The 20,460-nt window shown below is 32.9% G+C and carries 20 protein-coding genes and 1 tRNA gene; 7 read left to right on the top strand and 14 right to left on the bottom strand.

Translation table 11 applies throughout. From position 1 onward, the window contains the following. From B5X64_RS17830 to B5X64_RS17820, 3 genes are all read left to right on the top strand, one after another. Window positions 1-726, top strand: coding sequence for a lysophospholipid acyltransferase family protein (locus B5X64_RS17830; RefSeq protein WP_079466522.1), 726 nt, complete (start codon window positions 1-3; stop codon window positions 724-726). Between the two features lie 49 nt (window positions 727-775). Next, window positions 776-2,548 carry an MFS transporter gene (locus B5X64_RS17825; RefSeq protein ID WP_079466521.1) on the top strand — a complete coding sequence of 591 codons (1,773 nt, stop codon included), beginning with the start codon at window positions 776-778 and terminating at the stop codon, window positions 2,546-2,548. 61 nt (window positions 2,549-2,609) lie between these two features. Then, on the top strand, window positions 2,610-3,605 hold the full coding sequence (locus tag B5X64_RS17820) for a DUF3810 domain-containing protein (RefSeq protein WP_228418983.1): 996 nt from the start codon (window positions 2,610-2,612) through the stop codon (window positions 3,603-3,605). Window positions 3,606-4,269: 664 nt separating this feature from the next. On the opposite strand, the gene B5X64_RS17815 is transcribed toward B5X64_RS17820, so the two are convergent. The 9 genes from B5X64_RS17815 to greA all read right to left on the bottom strand — a co-directional run bounded on the left by B5X64_RS17815 (window position 4,270) and on the right by greA (window position 13,756). Further along, a complete protein-coding gene (locus B5X64_RS17815) occupies window positions 4,270-5,901 on the bottom strand; it encodes a T9SS type A sorting domain-containing protein (RefSeq protein WP_079466520.1) in 1,632 nt (543 codons plus the stop codon). A gap of 146 nt (window positions 5,902-6,047) precedes the next feature. Continuing rightward, a complete protein-coding gene (locus B5X64_RS17810; RefSeq protein ID WP_167370500.1) occupies window positions 6,048-7,607 on the bottom strand; it encodes a tetratricopeptide repeat protein in 1,560 nt (519 codons plus the stop codon). Between the two features lie 236 nt (window positions 7,608-7,843). Further along, window positions 7,844-7,917 (bottom strand) — tRNA-Met (locus B5X64_RS17805). A 44-nt stretch (window positions 7,918-7,961) separates the two neighbouring features. Beyond that, window positions 7,962-9,245, bottom strand: a complete 1,284-nt coding sequence (locus tag B5X64_RS17800; protein WP_079466518.1) for a peroxiredoxin family protein — start codon at window positions 9,243-9,245, stop codon at window positions 7,962-7,964. Window positions 9,246-9,306: 61 nt separating this feature from the next. Continuing rightward, window positions 9,307-9,546: a signal peptidase gene (locus B5X64_RS17795; protein ID WP_123920678.1), complete on the bottom strand. Its 240-nt coding sequence runs from the start codon at window positions 9,544-9,546 to the stop codon at window positions 9,307-9,309. 9 nt (window positions 9,547-9,555) lie between these two features. After that, complete coding sequence (locus tag B5X64_RS17790; RefSeq protein ID WP_167370499.1) at window positions 9,556-11,247, bottom strand: T9SS type A sorting domain-containing protein; 1,692 nt, start codon at window positions 11,245-11,247, stop codon at window positions 9,556-9,558. Between the two features lie 391 nt (window positions 11,248-11,638). After that, window positions 11,639-12,826 (bottom strand): ATP-dependent Clp protease ATP-binding subunit ClpX, encoded by a 1,188-nt coding sequence (gene clpX, locus B5X64_RS17785; protein WP_079466515.1) that lies wholly within the window; start codon window positions 12,824-12,826, stop codon window positions 11,639-11,641. Window positions 12,827-12,891: 65 nt separating this feature from the next. Further along, a complete protein-coding gene (locus tag B5X64_RS17780; RefSeq protein ID WP_079466514.1) occupies window positions 12,892-13,281 on the bottom strand; it encodes an HIT family protein in 390 nt (129 codons plus the stop codon). A gap of 4 nt (window positions 13,282-13,285) precedes the next feature. Next, a complete protein-coding gene (greA, locus tag B5X64_RS17775; protein WP_079466513.1) occupies window positions 13,286-13,756 on the bottom strand; it encodes a transcription elongation factor GreA in 471 nt (156 codons plus the stop codon). Between the two features lie 109 nt (window positions 13,757-13,865). Here greA and B5X64_RS17770 point away from each other — a divergent pair, with 109 nt between their 5' ends. The 3 genes from B5X64_RS17770 to B5X64_RS17760 all read left to right on the top strand — a co-directional run bounded on the left by B5X64_RS17770 (window position 13,866) and on the right by B5X64_RS17760 (window position 15,836). After that, window positions 13,866-14,330 (top strand): hypothetical protein, encoded by a 465-nt coding sequence (locus B5X64_RS17770; protein ID WP_079466512.1) that lies wholly within the window; start codon window positions 13,866-13,868, stop codon window positions 14,328-14,330. After that, the gene (dtd, locus tag B5X64_RS17765) at window positions 14,330-14,779 is read left to right on the top strand and encodes a D-aminoacyl-tRNA deacylase (RefSeq protein WP_079466511.1); all 450 of its coding nucleotides are present in this window, start codon (window positions 14,330-14,332) and stop codon (window positions 14,777-14,779) included. The genes B5X64_RS17770 and dtd overlap by 1 nt, the downstream gene beginning before the upstream one ends. 211 nt (window positions 14,780-14,990) lie before the next feature. Next, window positions 14,991-15,836: a hypothetical protein gene (locus tag B5X64_RS17760; RefSeq protein ID WP_123920676.1), complete on the top strand. Its 846-nt coding sequence runs from the start codon at window positions 14,991-14,993 to the stop codon at window positions 15,834-15,836. Window positions 15,837-15,906: 70 nt separating this feature from the next. Here the strand turns inward: B5X64_RS17760 and B5X64_RS17755 are convergent, their stop codons facing one another. Genes B5X64_RS17755 through B5X64_RS17745 form a run of 3 tightly spaced genes read right to left on the bottom strand, consistent with a single transcriptional unit; the run spans window position 15,907 to window position 18,370 of the window. Beyond that, a complete protein-coding gene (locus B5X64_RS17755) occupies window positions 15,907-16,422 on the bottom strand; it encodes a hypothetical protein (protein ID WP_079466509.1) in 516 nt (171 codons plus the stop codon). Between the two features lie 43 nt (window positions 16,423-16,465). After that, window positions 16,466-16,990: a hypothetical protein gene (locus B5X64_RS17750; protein WP_079466508.1), complete on the bottom strand. Its 525-nt coding sequence runs from the start codon at window positions 16,988-16,990 to the stop codon at window positions 16,466-16,468. Between the two features lie 6 nt (window positions 16,991-16,996). Then, window positions 16,997-18,370, bottom strand: coding sequence for a DUF4153 domain-containing protein (locus B5X64_RS17745; protein WP_079466538.1), 1,374 nt, complete (start codon window positions 18,368-18,370; stop codon window positions 16,997-16,999). Window positions 18,371-18,481: 111 nt separating this feature from the next. On the opposite strand from B5X64_RS17745, the gene B5X64_RS17740 reads away from it, so the two are divergent. After that, a complete protein-coding gene (locus B5X64_RS17740) occupies window positions 18,482-18,751 on the top strand; it encodes a hypothetical protein (protein ID WP_123920675.1) in 270 nt (89 codons plus the stop codon). An 81-nt stretch (window positions 18,752-18,832) separates the two neighbouring features. On the opposite strand, the gene B5X64_RS17735 is transcribed toward B5X64_RS17740, so the two are convergent. Further along, window positions 18,833-19,318 (bottom strand): Coq4 family protein, encoded by a 486-nt coding sequence (locus B5X64_RS17735; RefSeq protein WP_079466506.1) that lies wholly within the window; start codon window positions 19,316-19,318, stop codon window positions 18,833-18,835. Window positions 19,319-19,601: 283 nt separating this feature from the next. Continuing rightward, window positions 19,602-20,450 (bottom strand): metallophosphoesterase, encoded by an 849-nt coding sequence (locus tag B5X64_RS17725; protein ID WP_079466504.1) that lies wholly within the window; start codon window positions 20,448-20,450, stop codon window positions 19,602-19,604. Window positions 20,451-20,460: the final 10 nt, after the last annotated feature.

Here is a 20,460-nt window from a genome sequence, read left to right as displayed (position 1 = left end):
GTGACTAAAATTTTAAATTACCTCTGGAGATTCTGGCTGATTATATTGGCATTTGTTCTGACTGTTATTCTGGGATTACCGGTTTACATTCTGTCTTTAAAGAAAAGCACATTCAAATATGCTCATGTTTTAATAAGAATTTGGTGTTACGGAATGTTTTTCGGAATGGGTTTACGATACGAACTCATTAATCTTACCAATAAAAAAATCGACAAAAACACACAATACGTTATCATTTCAAACCATACTTCGATTATGGATATTATGCTTCCCTGCATTTTGTTTCCCAATCATCAGCTTTGTTATGTTGGAAAGAAAGAATTGGAAAAAATTCCAATTTTCGGAACAATTTACAAAAGAATTTGTGTGATGGTAGACCGTAGCAGCGCCAGAAGTCGTGCCGATGTTTACCGAAGATGTGCCGAAAAAATGGAGGAAGGCAACAGCATTGTTATTTTTCCTGAAGGCGGTGTTCCCGATGACACGTCAGTTGTTTTAGACGAATTTAAAGATGGAGCTTTTACACTTTCATCGAAACACCAGTCTCCTATTGCTATTTTCACTTTTGTTGGTTTAAAAGAAATATTTCCTTTTGATAATTCTAAAGGGCATCCCGGGAAAGTAAAAGTATTTTTCAACGACATCTTAGAACCAACCGACTCTCCAAAAAACTTAAAACTGTCTGCTTTTGAGACCATAAAAAAAACATTAACAGAACACAGTTAATCACATAAAAAATATATATTTGTTATTAAGAATTCATTTTTTAACAAATATGTCAAAAACAACTACTCAACCTACTAATTATCCCGCACTTTATACACTGATTCTGGTGTTTTTCTTTTGGGGTTTTATTGCAGCAGGAAACAGCATTTTTATTCCTTTCTGTAAAAATTATTTTTCACTCGACCAGTTTCAATCGCAGCTTATCGATTTTGCCTTCTACACCGCCTACTTTTTGGGAGCATTATTGCTTTTCATATTTAGTACGATTAAAGGCATAGACATCATTGGTAAATGGGGCTACAAAAAAAGTATTGTCTACGGTCTTCTTCTTTCCGCAATTGGAGCAGCCATTATGATAATTGCGGTAAAAGCAAATGTTTATTACGGAATGCTAATTGGATTATTCGTTGTAGCGCTTGGTTTTTCTATCCAGCAAACTGCAGCCAATCCTTTTGCTGTTTTATTAGGAGACCCCAAAACAGGAACCAGCCGACAGAATCTTGCAGGTGGAGTAAACTCTTTTGGAACCTCAATAGGCCCTATCATTGTAGGTTTAGCTCTTTTCGGAACTACCGCTAGTGTAGATGATGACCAGATTAAGCATTTAGCTTTAGACAAAGTCATTTTATTGTATACTGCTGTTGGAGCATTATTTTTAATTGCTGCCGGAATTTTTCATTTTTCTAAAAAATTACCTGCCGGAATTTCTACAGAACCAATGGAAAAAGCAGGAAAAGCAAGAAAAAATCTGATTGCAATGACTGTTTTGGTCATCCTTTGTTTCATCCCTGTATTTGCAAGTTATAATTCTGATGCAGCCATAAAAATTGAGGATTTAAATAAAGAAATAACCACGTTAGATACTAACAAAAAATCTGAAACCAATGCTGCTACGATAGCCAATATTCAACAAAATATTGACACTAAAAAAGCAGAATTACAGGAAGTAAAACATCCTTTAGAAAAAACAAGAATGTACTATTTAGGAGGTGCTTTGTTAGCCGTAGTTCTATGTCTTGTTTATGCAAATTCTAGCTCTAAGAAAAATCCTGAAGGATGGGGAGCTATGAAATATCCGCAGCTTGTTTTGGGAATGCTTGCCATTCTTGCTTATGTGGGAGTAGAAGTTGCCATCGGAAGTAATTTAGGTGAACTTTTAAGCCTGCCTGAATTCGGAGGACATCAGTCTTCAGATTTAGCGCCTTATATTTCGATGTATTGGGGAAGTTTAATGATTGGAAGATGGACCGGTGCAATTACCGTTTTTAACCTTAATAAACAGCAGCAGATGATAGCCACTATTGTAGTTCCATTTATTGCTTTCTTAGTAATTATTGGAATTAATGTTATTGCACAGAAAGACATGTCTAATCTGTATTATTACGCGATCTGCATTGTTATTCAGGTGATTTTATTCCTTGTGAGTAAAAATAAACCGGCTTTAACGCTTATTATTTTTGGGCTTTTTGGTGTTATTGCAATGATTGTAGGTTTAATGACCACCGGAAATTTTGCTATTTACGCATTTTTATCAGGAGGTCTTGCATGCAGCATAATGTGGCCATCAATTTTTACTTTGGCTATTACAGGATTAGGAAAATATACCGCTCAAGGTTCTGCATTCTTGGTAATGATGATTTTGGGAGGTGGAATTATCCCTCCATTACAAGGAAAGCTTTCTGATATTATCGGAATCCACAGTTCTTATATTATCCCGGTACTTTGCTTTGCTTATATTACCCTATTTGCTTATCTTGCAAAGAAGACCTTAAGCAAACAGGGAATTGATGTTGACGTTTTAGAATCTGAAGGTGCACATTAATACTACAAAAACATATAAAAAAAAGAGATTTTGGGCGGGTATTTTACTTGCCCAATTTCTTTTGTTCTATACTTTTTCAAAACTAAAATTTGCAGTTTTATTTTTTGAAAAGTTATTTGAATTTCAGAAAAAAATCCATCAGTTATTATTCACCGGGATCCCTTTTTCTTTTGGAGATCTACTGTATATTTTATTAGGGATTTTATTGATTTATTTAATCGTCAAACTCTTTAAAAAGAAGACGAGAAGCAATGCTCTATTTAAAATATTGATTGTTCTGAATATTGTTTATTTCATCTATCAGATATTTTGGGGAATGCTTTATTTTCAGACACCCATCATTGCAAAACTTCCAAAAACTGAAGTTACACTGGAAGCAAGAAAAGCATTAGCTTTAGAATATCTTGGAAAATCGAAAGCAACAAGAAAGCTTGTGAAAGAAGATAAGAACGGAGTTTTTGTCATAAAAGATTTAAATGCAATTCAGCAAGAAATTTTAAATCAACAAAAAATACTTCCTACTTTTATAAGTCAAAAAAAGAGCAGCGATATCAACTCTTTTAAGTCCAGTTTATTTGGAAAAACAATGAGTTTTACAGGGATTTTAGGATATTATAATCCTTTTACTGCAGAAGCTCAATTCAACGCCGAATTACCCTCTTCTTACCTTCCATTTACACTTTCTCATGAAAGCGCGCACCAATTAGGATTTGCAAGAGAGCAAGAAGCTAATTTTATTGGATATCTGATTGGTATACATTCAAATAACCCGGAACTCAGATATAGTACAGAGTATTTTACATTAAAGAGTTTATTAAATTCTATCATTAATGAAGATGAAAATTTTGTGAAAACAACTTTAGAAAACTATTCCGAAGAAATGAAACGCGACCGCTTGAATGAAAAGAGATTTGTAACAGAACATCAAGGTTTTCTTAATGAGTTCTTTGGGTTTACCAACAATCTTTTTCTTAAAAGCAACCAACAGGAAGGTTCGATTACCTATTCTTATTTTATTGAACTTTTAGTACGCTACAAAAGCATGTTTACTACATAAAAAAAGAATCGTATCAGGCGATACGATTCTAAAAACACAAATGATGAAAAAAAATTTATTACCTTGACTTGTTCCCTCATTCAAGGCACTGTAAAAATACAATTTTTTTTTAAAATTCAAAATACAACCCCTCTTTTTATTTAACTTTTATGAAAATTTTATGATTTGAAACTCTCGTCTTTTTTACTTTTCCCAATAATGCGATTTACACATATGCTGTAAAAGTTGATTATAAAGGAATTTTAGAGACAAAATGATTCAAAAGATATAAAATAACTTAAAAACAAGTAAATAATTTTTTCGCTAAAATCTTAACTAATTTTAATAGAATTTTCCCCTATCAAATAGTGAATTATCTTTTATTAATTTGAAAATTAAAATTAAATTTCAAATATTTGATTCAAAAAGAATCATTAATGAAATAATTGTATAAAATAAGCTACAAAAAAAATACTTCTAAGAATAATTTAGATTTTAGAATAAACATTTGGGCTAATTAATTAGTTCGAAAATTTTCACAAAAAAAGACCTAAATTGCTTTAGGTCTCACGGAATATGGCTTAGTAAATTATAATTTTTAGCAATAGACCGAAAACGTTCTATTATTAAATTTGTAAATTATTAATAATTATACAGCTACCAATCTTTCATTTTATATTACTGATTATTTTTTAATGAATTTTATTGCTTTTTCCTCTCCTTTTAATTTCAGTATGTACTGCCCTTTTACAAGCTCCTGTACTGCAATTTCACCAGATTTTATTTCACCAGATTTTACCAACTGACCTACAGCATTGTAAATTACGAAAGAAGAATTATCAGCACCATCCAAATGGATAACATCTGTTGCAGGGTTTGGATATAATTTAATAGATTTTGATTTTACAATATCACTCGTTCCTAATGTTGCAGCAGGAAGTACAAGACTTTGTGCATAAACAACTGAGTTAGCATTTGGAACAGCAGTCTTTTCCTCTTTAAATACAATTACACTTCTGTTATTAACTGGTTTTAAAACATTAATATAGCTTTTAGGTCTATTCAAAGTAGCCATTGGAATGTATTGTTGAGGCCATGCAAAATTTCCATTATCATCCAGCAAAACAGCGTTTAAAGACGTTGAAATAGGCGAAGCACCGTTTATTTTCTCTATGACGAAATAAGGCTTTCCACCTACTAAATGGAAATCACCTGTATGCATCATCATATCAGTAGACAAAGGAAAAACTTGTTTTGCGTTGTTCGTAAAGAGTCTATTCCCAGTAACTTTATCAAATTTTTGCACATATTCTCCTCCGCTTCCTTGTGAACTCCCGGTATAATTTGCAATTGCCCATATATTTTGTGAACCTGGAGCAAAAGCCACTTTCATATTTTTCTCAAAGTTTGTTTGGTTGACATCAAAATCTACCCCATTAACTCCCCAAGGAATACTACCATCTGGGTTTACTCTCTGCAAATATGAATCGAATCGGTTATTTTGTCCGCTAGTGTAACCATAGTACACATTATTTCCATCTGAAAAACCAGAGTAAAAACCGTTCGGAACTGTTGTTTGTGTTGTGATTTGAGTTGGTCCGTCTGTCCATTGAATATTTCCGTCAGCATCTAGTTTCTGAGCAAATAAATAACTGATTTGTGAGGTTGCCAGCTTATGGAAAATAATTTCTATTTCATTATTTGCCAACTCATAAATATCTGAAGGTGCTGTTCTTTTGGTAGAATCATTAGAAACGATATTTACAGGATTTGCCCAAACCGGTTGCCCAGCAGGATTATATCTCTGTATCATCATATGCAACTGATTGGTTGGAGCATGACCTACAACAATATCACCATTCGCTAATGGACGAATTACAGGAGTATAACCTTGTCCTATGTTTATCCCATTTGGCCAGACGGAACTCCCTTGTGGCGAAACTTTAAAAAGATAAATAGGAGTTCCTGTTCCCGTTCCGCTCACTCCTATATAAACATTATTAGCTGAATCTACTGCTGTTTTTTCAAATACAGTATAAGTACTCATAGGAATTGTATTACTTAGCAACATACCATTCGCTCCTAATTGCTTATTACCATTCTCATCTAAAATCTGAAGCCATAGTTCATAATTCGCGGGGGCTGCTACTTGCTTCCAAAAACCAATGTATGTTTTTCCATCATTAGTTATGGTAGAAAATGATGCACCATTTCCCGATTCTGCGATAAATAAATTTTGATCTGTATTAGGATTCCATTGTGCAGATATTGCAGAAATCATGAACCCTGTACATAATAATGTAATTAATTTTTTCATATCTCTCTATTATTTCTTGTCTGGAACAAAGGAATAAAGTATTCTAAAAATATGATTAAAAAGCATTACATAGTTACCACCTACAACCTACAAACCATCCACATACTGACCACACACAAAAACTTAAACAATTAAAATACAACAACTTAAAATACATCCAGGTATTTAGATAAATCTTCTTTCGTATTGGTGAGATCTAATTTTTTTCGAAGTCTTGTGCGTGAATTCTCTATTGTTTTAGGAGTAACATTCAATAGATTTGAAATTTCTTTAGTCGATAGCCGAAGCTTTAGCATAGCAGCCAACCGCTTATCGTAATTGGTAAGGTTCGGATGTTTTTGTTCTAAATTTTTATAGAACGATTCATGAATCTGTAAAAAGTGATATTCAAAATCTTCCCAAGTATTGGGTTTCACGCTTATTTTAATTTCATTAATAATCTCAGAGATCTCTTCCGCATGCTGATATTTTATTTTTAAAGCATTTACTTTTTCCAAGATAGATTTAAAAATAGAATCAACTTTTTGCTGCTCCATTGACTGATATACCAATAGTTTTTCTTTCATGTGGTTATCAAATTCTAATTCTTTTTCTCTTGCTTCTATCAGTTTTTTCTCAAGATTCAACGCTTCATTTTTATTTCGATAGTTAATCGTGTAAAGAATACAGATAACAACAATCAATAGAAAAACCACCAATATGATAATGTAAACCAAATTTCTTTTCTCCTGCTTTAAGCTATTCAGTTTCTGCTTTAGCTCATATTCATGTTGGGCTTTTATTCTTTCTACGTTTACAGCTTTTTCCTCAACATTCAGCATTTCTCGTATCGAATCGTACTTTTTGAAAGTAACAGCTGCATTTCTGTAATCATCATTCAAAAGATAAGCATTATACAAATTGTCTAAATATCTAATATTATCAAAATCTACAGATGATTTTGTCTGAATGAAATCTCCTGTCTTTTTTGCATACAATAATGCTTTTACAGGATCATTTCTTTTAATATAAAAGGTCGCAAGATTATAAAAAGTATTGTAGTTTGCATCTGTATCGTTGATTTTATTTTGCTTTAAAATATTTTTTGCTTCCAATAAATATTTTTCAGACTCAGTGTATTGTTTTTTACTAAAGAATAATTTGCCAAGATTTGACATGACAAAAGCTTTTAAAGTTGGATCATTATAATCCTTAAAAATAACCTGACTTTTCTGAAAATAGTACTGAGATGAATCGTATTTAGATAATGTGAAATAAGCGTTACCTAAATTATTCAAAGATTTAATTATTCCTGCCTTATTATTTTTCTGTTGATAAAAGCCCAATGTTCTTTTATAATATTTTATTGCTCTTTGAGGATCATTGAGCTGTGCATAAATGAAAGCAAAGAAACTATTAACCTTCGCCAGATTTTCCAAATCTTTTCTTTCACTAAATATATTATGAGCTTGGGTACAATATTCTAACGCTTCGTCAAAATGATTGATATCAATATAAATCTGAATAGTTTTAAGATAAAAATCTCCCAAATCTTTCTCAGAAACTTCTTTTTTAGCTTTTTGAATATATTGGTTTATCTTTTCTCCATTTTTATATTTTATGGCATTAGCAGAATCTATGTAAACAGCATAAGATTTTTTTTCTTGTGCAGTACAAAAATTGATAAGATTTAAAAATAAAAAAACAAAAAATACTTTCTTTTTCATCATTCAATATAAAAACAGTCTTATTTCTGATTGAAATCACTAATTCTCATCTAAATTTATCATTTTTTTTTTAATCGGAAGTATTAATTCAAGGTTTAAAAAAATTAAGAACATATTCTTGAAAGATTACCCATAAATCATCTTTTACTCTGGAGAATCATTCTTCAACCACTCAAAATACCTTTTAAATTTTAAACATAAAAAAAACCGCAATCAATGATTGCGGTTTAATATTGTAGCGAAGACGGGAATTGAACCCGTGACCTCAGGGTTATGAATCCTGCGCTCTAACCAACTGAGCTACCTCGCCGTTTTGGTGGTGCAAATATAGAAAATATTTACTTACCTCCAAAATTATTTTAGCTTAAAATATTCTAAAACATCACCAACATGGCTAGGCTTGCTGATTATCTTATTGTTAGCATCCAAAATAAAATATGTTGGTGTTGCATGAATATTATACATTTCAGCAAAAGAACTGTTCCATCCTCTTAATTCTGAATCATTGATCCAAGGAAATGCGGCAATCTTTGTTGTGTAAGCATTTTTATCTGTATCTAAAGACATCCCGATTATCTGAATATTTTTCGCCTGTAGTTCTTTATATTTAGTTAAAAGTTGTGGCAACTCGTTCTCACAATGTGAGCAGGTTGAAGACCAAAAAACAATCACTTTTTTATCAGCTTTTACATCAGCAATTGACTTAGCACTGGTATTGACCGCAGCATGGAATTTATAAGCCGGAAAAACAGCTCCAATGTCTGTAGCAGCATTAGATTTCAAAGTAGAAGCCAAACGGTCGTTAATGGTACATTTTAAATCTTTTGCTAGCGTAAGATATTTAGTTTTAAACTCATTCATATCGTACACATCAAAGATATCAATCAATTCAGAAAGTACAGTTTGACCTCTCGGCGTCTCCACATTCAGTTTATTGATCAATGTATCTACGGAAGCGTTGACATTGGTATTACCACCTACATTAAGATACGATACCAGAATTGGACGTAGAAGAGAAGAACTCTCTAACATATCATTTGATTTATCTATAAAATTTACAATTTCCTCTTGTGTTACCTTTTTCGCAGGATCATTTGAAAGGAATTTATTATAATTGGTATTATAATAATACACAAATGGATGTTTTGACTGGTCTATGCTGCTTTTTCCAGACAACCTACCCATCTCACTATTTAGCGCTTTTCCAAAGTCTGTATTGTCTTTATAATATTCTTTGATTTGCACTAATGCGGGAAGAATTATTTCTTTTTTCTGAGAAGATTCCTGAATACTATTCATCAACTCATTTGATTCATCCTGATAAATTATATTCTGAATTTTGTTGGCTTTTGTATCAAGCTTAATACTTATATTTTTATTTTCAGAAATAAAACTTACAGAATTGTTGGTATTAGGAAAGTAAACTTTCATCATCCCAGAATAATTCTTAGGATACTTAAAAGTCCATACATTTCCTTTACTTTTTTCTTTGGTAACAATAATATCTTTTGAGCCGTTCAATGTATATAGAATAGCTTCTTGCTCATTAAAATCCGGTTGCGACTGGATATTCACAGAAAACTGTGCGTTTATTGAAAATGCCAACAGCATTCCTGACAATACAAATATCTTTTTCATAATGTAAAAATAAAAAAACTCTCCGACTAATCAGAGAGTTTAAAATATTTTAATGTTATTTTTATATTTTTTGAGTTTTGTATCTTTTAGCGAAATAGGCGATTACCAGAATTGCTACTATCGCTAATACATAAACATACATATCGATGGGAGAAGTAGCGACTGCACCAGGACCATCAGCTTCAGTTTGCGGATCAGGGGGAGCACCTGGACCTCCTGATATTGTCCCAGAATTCCCTTGAGCAAACAAAGATAGTTGAGATACAAACAATGCGAATAGAATAATTAATTTGTTTTTCATAAATATTTTTTATCTCATTATTTTTGTGTTATATACTTGTCCGTTATCAGCCTTTATCGTAATCAAATAACCATTATTTAATTGTTTAGGAATATTTAACGTATGATTAGATTTCGTATTAACTCCTTTTTCAGAATTAATTAGTTTACCACTCATATCAAAAATTGTAATATCTGCATTTTTCCAATTCTTGTCAAATATAGCTACAAAATTATCTGAAGATTTTTCATAAGTTACAATTGTACCACTCTTTTTAGCTAAATCTGAAGTTCCTAAAACAGTTTCTGGCTGTGGTTCTCCATAATAAAGACCTGCTTGAGTTACTGACCCTGCGCTTATAACTTGATTTTGAGATAACATAACGTTGGCACCATTAATCTTTATCCAAAAACTTTCACCTGCGCTTAATGCAGATTGGTTTGCAGGAATTAACGCGGCATCTTCTCTAATTTCAAACTTCAGCTTACTTATCTCAGGAGAGTTAAGTGTTAATGGTATTTTTTTATGTAAAAAGTTTGCCTCATTAGCTTCATTAATATACAAATTATATTGAGAGGCATAAGTAGGATCTATCCCACCAGTAATATACTCTTCATTGGTATAAATAGGTCCATTGATAGGAGCATTACTACTATTATATCCTAAATTAGCTTGTAAAGTAGTTACTGAGCTATATCCAGTCGTTGCATTATCACGAACTACATAATATGTTCTAGAAATTTCATTATCCTGACTATCTAAGGCAATAACACCTAATTGCTTCAACGTTGGTGAAGGTGTATTCTTAGCTGCAGTGACAGAATAAGACCCAGCATCTCTTGCAGCAGTCGCAAAGCGTCTTGTCGTATTAAAATTTAATGATCTGTTTAAATTAGCAGCAGAATAAGTAGTTATTAAACTAGGATCAAGTTTAATATAAACAACTCCCAAAGGTTTAATCACTAAGCTATTCACATCACCTGCAGGAATAGTAGCACCTGAAGCATTACGGCTAAATGTTATAGTTCTATTTGTAGCTGTTGTTGTTCCCCCTGAGGTAGAATAATTTACACCTTCCTGTGAGAATCTTATCCCTTTAATTGGAAGTCGATTACCATCTTTTGTTGTTCCTGGCTCACCTACATCTGCACCAATCCAGCTTAAATCAAGATTGGTTAAGAATGGATTTCCATACTGATAAAGCTCTTTTCCATAATTTGGAGTCCAGCTTGTATCAAATGGATCATTAAGATAGCTGTTGTATCTTTCACCAAAATAATTTATGTATTGCCCTGAACTTCCATAGTCAATTCCTACACCTCCACCTGTAAGATTCACACTACTTGTAGAAGCTACAGCATCTGAATAAGGAACTCCTTTTAAAGTGAGTACATCTGAATTTGCAGGAGTAGGATTCCATCCACTAGTTCCTACTGCGAAATAAGTAGTTGGACCATACAGCAAAGTTGAATTTCCTAAATCCGTAGTAGTAGCAGGATTAACAATTCTCATTACCGTCTTGGTATTATCCCAATATGCTAAAGACGAAGTTGATCTATTACCTGTAAAATTAACCGCTTTTCCTAAATCAGTAGCAATACTTTGTACTGTTTTATTAGCAAAAGGGAAAGCCATTTGTTGAAAACTTCCTTGGTTAACAGCTTTATACTCCTTATCTACAATACCTGTAATTTTATCTTGTGTCAAATTCGTTATGTACAATTGTCCATAAGTAGAAGTTGCATAAGTTGCTAGAGAAGGGGAATTTAATCGTAAAATAACATTTGCCCCAGTCGTTTTAGGGTTAGAACTTGCATCAATTGTCCTGAAGACATCCGTCGCATTACTTCCTACAACCATCATATTACCATGAAGGTCAATGTTACCATTACCTCTGGTCTGTACTCCTCCCCCATTGTAAACGAGGGCACCATTACTTACATACATTTTAGCGGTATCGTCTACATGAAGTAGAACAGTCTGCGCCTGAACAGATAAACCGGTTGCTAAAATTCCGATAGTTAATAAACTTTTTTTCATTGTATACTGTTTTTTTGTGTCAAAAAAAATATTCAGTGTAAAGATATAAATTTTTTCTAAAAAAAAAACAAAATCACTTAACAATCAAAATATTATCTTTTGTAAGAACAATCTCATCATGCTCTCCAACGGTAAACATATAATCTTCTAAGACTTTTTCTGTAGTTCCTCGTAACCCCCTGGCTCCCAAACCTTTTTCCATAGTCTCATCAACAATAATCTCTATAGCCTCATCAGTAAACACCAATTTTGTACCGTCCATTTTAAAAAGCTCTACAAATTGATTAACAATAGAGTTTTTAGGCTCTTTCATGATTCTAATCATCGTCTCTTTGGTTAGCTTTTCGAGATAGGTAATGATTGGAAATCTTCCTAAAAGCTCAGGAATCAATCCAAATGAGCGAAGGTCGATGGCGTTAATATTTGTTAAAACATATTCATCTTCTTCTGTTTTATTAATCTTTTCAGCACTGAAACCAATCGCCTGCTTATTCATTCTTCTTTCGATAATTTCTTTAATACCGTCAAAAGCACCACCCGCAATGAATAAAATATTCTGAGTATTTACCTGAATATATTTTTGATCAGGATGTTTTCTCCCTCCTTGTGGCGGAACATTCACGATGCTTCCTTCCAAAAGCTTCAACAAACCCTGCTGCACACCTTCTCCTGAAACATCTCTTGTAAGACTCGGATTATCAGATTTTCTGGCAATTTTATCAATTTCATCAATAAAAACAATCCCTTTTTCTGCTTTTTCTACATCATAATCGGCAACCATTAAAAGTCTCGAAAGAATACTCTCAACATCTTCCCCCACATAACCAGCTTCCGTTAAAATAGTAGCATCAACAATACAGAAAGGAACATTAAGTTCTTTAGCAATGGTTTTAGCCAAAAGCGTTTTTCCCGTTCCTGTTTCACCAATCATGATGATATTTGATTTTTCAAGCTCTACTTCACGGTTTTCATCTTTTGCATGCAATAATCTTTTATAATGATTATATACTGCAATGGAAAGTTGTTTTTTTGCCTGATCTTGTCCTATGACATAATGATTAAGAAATTCTTTTATTTCCTTAGGTTTTTTAAGCTCGTCTATAGATTCAGCTGGTGAAAATCCTGCTGGCGAAACCGTATCTTTTACAATTGTATGAGCCTGCTCAATACAGTTTTCGCAAATAAAGCCATTTTGTCCTGAAATCAGCATTTGCACTTCATTTCTTTTCTTACCACAGAAAGAACATTGGTTTGAGTTCATCTTGATTATTAATATATTATTAAAGAAAATCGTAAAAAATTTCTTTTTTACGACCTTCTGTATTGTTAAGAATTAATTATTAAATTTTGAATTTCGGAATATTCTTCCGCAGAAAGTTTCAGTCTTTCGTTTTTAAAGTTCATTTCTTCCACTTTATTTAGCGGAATCAGGTGAATATGAGCGTGAGGAACCTCTAGTCCCACCACCGCTACTCCTACTCTTACACAAGGTATTGCATTTTTCACTTTTTGAGCAACTTCTTGAGCGAAAGCCCAAAGATTTTTATATTCTTCTGTTTCCAAATCAAAAATCAGGTCTACTTCTTTTTTAGGAACAACGAGTGTATGGCCTTTTACCAAAGGCATAGCATCTAAGAATGCCACAAAATTTTCGTCTTCCGCTATTTTATAAGCAGGAATTTCTCCATTGATTATTTTTGTGAAAATTGAGCTCATTTTTTTAAAGTGTAATTTCTAAAACTTCAAATGATAATTTATTACCGTTGGGAAGGGTAATCTCAGCAGTCTCGCCCACTACTTTTCCTAATAATCCTTTTGCGATAGGAGTATTTACAGAAATCTTGCCTGTTTTCAAGTCACTTTCATTATCCGGAACCAATTTAAAAGTCTGTTCTTTCTTTGTATCGTTATTCATTAATCTTACCGTAGTAAGGATAGAAACCTTTGAAGTATCAAGCAAAGTTTCATCAATCACTTTTGAAGTTGTAACAACATCTTTTAGTTTAGAGATTCTCATTTCCAACATTCCCTGCGCTTCTTTCGCCGCATCATATTCTGCATTTTCAGACAAATCTCCTTTATCTCTTGCCTCAGCGATCTGTTGAGTAATTTTTGGTCTTTCTATTTTTTCCAATTGCTCCAGCTCAGCTTTCATTTTATCTAATCCTACCTTAGTTACATAGCTCGCCATAATTTTAAAATTTAGTTTTGGTATAAAAAAAATTATCCGACATTTGCCGGACAATGTTTTTGTGTGTTAATCGTTATTGTTTTACAAATATATAAAAATTTATATAGTAATGAAAAAAACTTTCTCAATCATATCAATTTTCATCTTACTGACATTCAGTTTTTTAAATATAAACTCATGCAGTAACCGTGACGATACCGTAAGCTGTTTTCCCATTTCAACAATCAATGTAAATCTAAATCTGAATCTTGCAGCCTACAACAACCTCAACTTTGTGGGGCAGCCTATTTACATTGACGAACAGCAATCTGGCACAAGAGGATTGATCGTAGTAAGAACCCTAGACAATCCGGCTACGTTTAGAGTGTATGACAGAAATGCACCTCATCTTTGCCCCGACAGCAACACTACTTTGGAAGTAAAAGACAATTTGTATATCATCTGTCCAAAAGACAATTCTAAATGGTTTCTTAATAATGGCTCTCCAGCTCAAGGAGCAACAACAGGACTTCCTCCAAAAACTTATTTTTGGAACTATGATGCCGCTACAAAAAATTTAAGCCTATATAATTAATGAAAGCAGTAATACAAAGAGTTTCTGAAGCTTCTGTAAAAGTAGAAGGAAACATTGTAGGTGAAATAAATACCGGCTTTATGCTTCTGATTGGAATTGATGAAAATGATGAAAGATCAGATGCAGACTGGCTTATACAGAAAATTTTAAACCTGAGAGTTTTTAGTGATGAAAACGACAAACTCAATTTATCTATTAAAGATATCAATGGAGAGATTTTGTGCATCAGTCAATTTACTTTGATCGCAGATTACAAAAAAGGCAATCGCCCATCCTTTATAAAAGCTGCAAAACCCGATAAAGCAATTCCTCTTTTCGAATATTTTAAAGAAGAACTTTCAAAATCAGATTTACTAATTGAATCTGGTATTTTTGGAGCAGACATGAAAGTATCACTCACTAATGACGGACCCGTCACTATTGTAATGGACACTCTTACAAAACAATAACAATCCCTACCTATACAATAAGTGTCTCTTTCTAATAAATTACTTTCATTTAATAGTTTAAATCTATACAATTCGTAATAAAACCCAATAAAAACAACGGAAAACACCGTATAAATACGGTAAAATAATAAAATTCACATTAAATGTTATTTATTTATGGAATTATAATATATTTTTTATATACCTTTATAAGACCAAAAACTAAATAACCATGAAAAACTACTACCTTATTGTAGTCCTATTTATAATGGGTTACAACACCAATGCCCAAGTGGGTATTAACACAGCCAACCCTAAAGCTACACTGCATGTTCAAAAAAAAGCAGACCTTACTTTTGCAGACGGAATTATCGCTCCAAGAATTTCCGGAGACTCCCTTAGATTAAAAGAAGCCGCTTATACCGCCGCGCAAAATGGTGCTATTGTCTATGTTACAAGTCCAGCAACGACTACTGGGCCTAAAACAAACGGCGTTACAACTGCTGGTTTATTTATGTACGATGCTGTTACTAATAATTCAAGTGGAAATCCTGGACTTTGGTTTAAGCTGCCTACTACGGCAAATATTGGTACTGCAGGCGATGGAGCTTATTCTGCAAAATTTAATAGTACGTTCACTCTTTTAGGTGTGAATATTGGTGGCGGTCTTGTAAATTTAAATCTCGGTGGTAGTACAGGAGGAACAACAACAGTTCAGGTTCCATCCACAAGTATGAGCAATGGCGTTTATACAGTTCCTTCAACGGGTCTATATCATATTAGTTATAGTTATAAAGAAGGTTCAGGCGCAAGTGTTTCGCTCCTTACAAATTCCGGAATTGTTATTAGCAGAACACCTTCTGGCTCAAGTACAGCAGCAGCTTTAGATACCAAAGGATTTGGTGGGATAAGTGTTGCATTAGTTATTACAGTGAGTATAACACAAACCATAATTAGTCATCTCTATACTCTTAATGCCGGAGACAAGATCCAGTTTGGCGTTAACAGGCAATCTGTAGCTACTATAGATCTAACAACAGCTACCGAAGCAGAAATCTCTATTTACAAAGTCAAGTAACACAAATTCTTTATATGACAAAAGCTTTCTTACAAAATAAGAAAGCTTTTGATGTTTATGTTAAAAAGTTTTATCTTACCGGAACGCTGCTAAAGTTTAATGCAACTTTCAGATTCATATCAGAGCTTGTCTGGTTTTTAAGTTCGTAAACGGTTCTTACTGTTAAGCCCGAACTTTTCACTACAGAATCAAGAAAACCGGTATCATTATTTAAATCTAAATTTAAACTTGAAAAATTGGTATCAATTGCGGATCTCGAAGCTACTAATTTTTCACCAGTTCCATTTGAGGAGATATAGATTTTTATAGATTTCAAGGCGCTCAAATTACCGCCACTTGGTGAAGCTACAGAAATTTTAGCATCAGAAATTCTTACATCTTTAATCTGCGCATTGTTGTTTCCGCCTACCCAAGTCTGCACATTTGATGCAGTGGCTGTAGAAGAAACTTCTTTATCTGCAGGCACTCCTGTAGAGACCAAAACATTGGTTGTGTATGGAAATGTATTTTGTACAATCGACTGTACCGCACCACAACTCGTCAAAGCGATGGATGATATTATTGCTAATGAAAATATCTTTTTCATAAAATTAAAATTTGAAAATTACATTTGCATAAACTATACCAATTTATTCTATTCTGACAGAAAATCGACCCGTATTTTCGCCATCTGCCATCAGATTTTTTCCGATAATAAGCCAAACCTCGCCTTTGCTCGAAATTTTATAAGAAATTTCTCTTCCAAACGGACCGTCGTATTTTCCGTCGGGCGTTTTAATTTGATTAAAACGAATATTCATATTATTATTTTCAGGAATAATGTTCGCTTTCAATTGATCTTTCTTATAATTTGCAATTCTTACAACGGCTTTTTGAATTTTATCTGTAAACTCAAATTCTAATGTGGATGGAAGTTTTTCGCCATCAACCAACTTTACGGTTTCACCATTTTGCTTGTTTAAATTTTCATCCGATTTTGTATTTACTGGTTGCAAAGTATCGTTACTTATTTTCGAATTGGCAGAATCTACTGGTAAAGCATTTTCAGACTGTTCCGAAACTACTACAGAATCTGTCTTCATTCCTTGTGAAGGATTCCCTTTCCTGCATGATACAATTAATAAAAGACCTATTAATAAAACTGAATTTTTCATGACAATTTATTTTTGAATGGTTTCATAATAAAAAACTTTAGATAAAAATGTTGGCGAAATTCCTAACTTACTTTTTTCTAAAACTCGTTTTTTAAGGTCAATATCCTTTTTTTCTTCGGCATATTTTAAAAGATATTTTTCATTAAAATTAATCGAATTTACATGATAATCGACCACAAAATCCGGACGTTTCATATTTTGAGAGGTGATGATTCCGCCCCAATTGATAAAACTGCATACTAAAACCATTCCATAAAAGCACCAGCTCATCGAGTTGAAAAGAAATGCGTTTGTTTTTTGGGTCTGAACTTTCACAAAAGTCAACGTCAATCCTATCAAAGATAATATTAGGAAAGCATAAACGCCCAAACGCTTGTAAGTAAAGCCTAAATTGACAATATATTCTGTGTTTTTCAATAGTGCAGAAATTACCAATACGGCATTCAAAACAATCCAGATTTTCACTAAATTTTTCATTAAACCCGCTTTCGGATCAAAGTTGAAATTTGATTTAAAATAAAACATAATCACCAAAATTGCCATTACAATTGACACGATTACTGCGCCTACTCTTTCGTGCGTTTCTTCAGAAAGCTGGCTCGGTGTTTTTACTATTTCGTAAAACTGTTCATAATTAAATGTAATTATAAAAAACAGCAGCAAAATATTTAATGAAATAAAAGAAATCACACCGCTCATTCTTTCGGTGTTCAAATCTAGAAAAGAATAAGTGGGCTTCTGAATTTTATGCTTATCCTGAAAATCATTATTTAGAATATGGTTTTGTTTATAAATCATTTTTTCTACATCATAATTCCAATAATTAAAGGCGATAAAAAATCCTAAAACAGAAATACAGAACAATTGCCAAACATTAATTTCAAGCTGAAAATTAGTAAAAAGGTTTGCAAAATGATTACTTCCCATGGAATAGACACCAAAAAAGACTGAAATCAAAATCAGAGGAATTCCTACAAAAGCTAACGTTTTTTGCCAAACTCCAGACATATTTCTTTTCGGAAGCCAATTGTCAAAACTGAAAATTCGGCATATAAATGTGAAGCAATTGACTATAAAAACAGGAATCAGCAACAGGACTTTCAGACGTTTGTTTTTTGACCGGAAAGAAAGCAGCAAAAGCGAAACTACCAATGCCAGAAACGAGCTAAAATCGCCGAACCAAGCAAAAGCTATACTCGACAGAATACTTGTTGCAAAAAGCAGAAAAACTGTTTTGCTGCGGTTCCTTTCCGAGGTTTTAATAAGCGTTAACACTGAGTATAGAACGCCTAAAATACCAAGATTTAAACCTACATTTTCATTATAAAATAAAACGATAAATGCAATGGTACTGAGAAATATATAGTGATGTGTTTTCATAAGATTGAGTTTGAGGGTAAGGTTAAGATTAATAGAAAACAGGAGTTTCTTTTTGCTTGAAAATTTCTTTTCGGAAGCCAATTGTCAAAACTGAAAATTCGGCATATAAATGTGAAGCAATTGACTATAAAAACAGGAATCAGCAACAGGACTTTCAGACGTTTGTTTTTTGACCGGAAAGAAAGCAGCAAAAGCGAAACTACCAATGCCAGAAACGAGCTAAAATCGCCGAACCAAGCAAAAGCTATACTCGACAGAATACTTGTTGCAAAAAGCAGAAAAACTGTTTTGCTGCGGTTCCTTTCCGAGGTTTTAATAAGCGTTAACACTGAGTATAGAACGCCTAAAATACCAAGATTTAAACCTACATTTTCATTATAAAATAAAACGATAAATGCAATGGTACTGAGAAATATATAGTGATGTGTTTTCATAAGATTGAGTTTGAGGGTAAGGTTAAGATTAATAGAAAACAGGAGTTTCTTTTTGCTTGAAAAAATCCTGAATATTTTCAAAATTCTGCCACAATAAAGATTCAAAATCGATGTGGTGAAATGCTCTCATACTTTTTCCTTTTTGGTAAGCATTACGATACATTTTATGATATTCCGGAAGGATAATACTTCCTAAAACCACTGCTGCCAAAAGATGGGCATTGAGTTTTCCGTTTCCGAGAAGCAAAAACTGCATTGCGATTTCGTCTTCGAAATTGGTTCCACAATCTGTTAATAAATGATGTACGTCGTGGTTTTCCATTTTAGGAATCATGGTAAAACCGTGTTTCTTATAGAATTCACCTAATTTTCTGCCTAAAGAATCTTTGTGAAATTCCAGCAATTGTTTTTCATTAAACTGCCATTGTCTTTTTTTCTTTTTGAAATATTTTCTGTACAGTTTTTGTGTTTTGTCGTAGACAAAAAGTAGGAATTGCACACGTAGTTTTTTCATAGTTATTTATGCTAATATTAAAAATATGTAGAGAAGAAATAAAATTGGAAAATTGGAAAATAGGAGAATTGCCGAATTTTTAAACTCTTTTTTATTTTCCGGAAATACATAATAAAAAACAAAGAGAAGTAATATCGAAAGGAGGTTTATAATTATATTCAATCCTGACAAAAAGATCAAACTAAATGCAAGTTCATCCTGTATTTCTAAAAGCATTAATAAAAAAATCATAATCCCAATCAGCCAACTGATACAGAAATAAATTAATGCAATATTATTTAGTTCAAACTTCTTCATCACGTTCAAGTTTGAAAACTGTAATTTCGGGACGCACCATAAATCTCACCTGAAAAGAATGGCCTAAAGCGCGATTGATGTACAACATTCTTCCGTCTTCCAAATCAATTTCTCCTGAAACATATTTTCTGTTTTCCACCGGAAGAATTGGAGTAATCACACCTGGAATTCGGCATTGTCCACCGTGAGTATGACCACTTAAAATCCAGCCTTGGTAACCATTCCAGACATCTTTGTCGCAAACATCGGGATTATGACAAAGTACAAGATTTGCTTTTTCAGGATTGTAATCTTTCATCACTTTCATCGGATCAAAATTGGGTGACCACAGATCATCAAAGCCGATAATGTTTAAACCATGAGATTCTGTTTGCTCATTTTTAAGCATTGTGATGCCATTGTTTTGGAGAATACGATAAATCTCTTCCGAAGAACCCAAATCTTTCCAGTTTTTTCCGTAGTCATGATTTCCGAGAATTCCGAAAGTTCCCAGTTTTCCATAAACCGCTTTTGCCATTACTTTTTCTAAATTTTTATGGTCTTCTTCGGTACCATGATTCACATAATCTCCAGTGTAAACCACAAAATCAGGATTAAACTCTTCAGCTTTTTGAAAAGATTCAATCAAAAAATTCCAGTCGAATCTGTTTCCTACATGTAAATCTGAAATCTGCATCAGAATTTTTCCTTCTAACTCTTCAGGTAAATTTTTAATCGGAAGTTTCCGTTCCACAAACTCTACCCAAAACGGTTCAATCTGCCAAGAATAGAGAAAAGGTAAAGCTCCAACTGCTGAAAGCTGTAAAAGTCGCTTGAGAAAATGTTTTCTTGTCATTATTTTTAAA

It is taken from the genome of Chryseobacterium balustinum, assembly GCF_900168205.1.
GTDB lineage: Bacteria > Bacteroidota > Bacteroidia > Flavobacteriales > Weeksellaceae > Chryseobacterium > Chryseobacterium balustinum.
The sequence above is the reverse complement of the archived record's forward strand: the minus strand, read 5'-3'. Positions and strand labels throughout refer to the sequence as shown.